The sequence below is a fragment of the Anaerotignum faecicola genome (assembly GCA_024460105.1).
In the GTDB taxonomy this organism is placed as follows: Bacteria; Bacillota; Clostridia; order Lachnospirales; family Anaerotignaceae; genus JANFXS01.
Genome location: JANFXS010000336.1, coordinates 1 through 436 on the forward strand (window position 1 = coordinate 1; position 436 = coordinate 436).

1 protein-coding gene is annotated in these 436 nt (G+C 41.7%); it reads left to right on the forward strand.

Annotation, left to right across the window (positions count from 1 at the left end; translation table 11 throughout):
- Positions 1-436 (forward strand): hydroxyacid dehydrogenase (locus NE664_14255; GenBank protein ID MCQ4727798.1); only part of this gene is annotated, 436 nt, incomplete at both ends.

Below are 436 nucleotides of genomic sequence, written 5' to 3' on the forward strand. Positions count from 1 at the left end.
CTAAAGCGACGGGAAAAGACTATATTTTGATAAGCCGCAGCGATTCGACTTTAAGGGGGCATTATCTGCTGGAGCCTATGCTTCTTAAAGAAGAAACGGAGAAGCTTACAGGCAGGAAAATCGACGGGGAAATAATGTTCCCATTCTTTAAAGAAGGCGGGCGTTTTACAATAAACAACATACATTATGTAAAAGAAGGCGATATGCTTACGCCGGCAGGGCTTACGGAATTTGCAAAGGATAAGTCTTTCGGATATTCTTCAAGCCACATTGGCGAATACTGTGAGGAAAAGTCAAAGGGAGCTTTTAAAGCGGAGGACATGACGTATATTTCCCTTGAAGAATTAAGAGATCTTGAAATTGAGAAAATCGCCGAAAAACTCACGGCTGTAAAGGATTTCGGAAAAGTTATCGTAAACGCTGTCGACTATGTGGA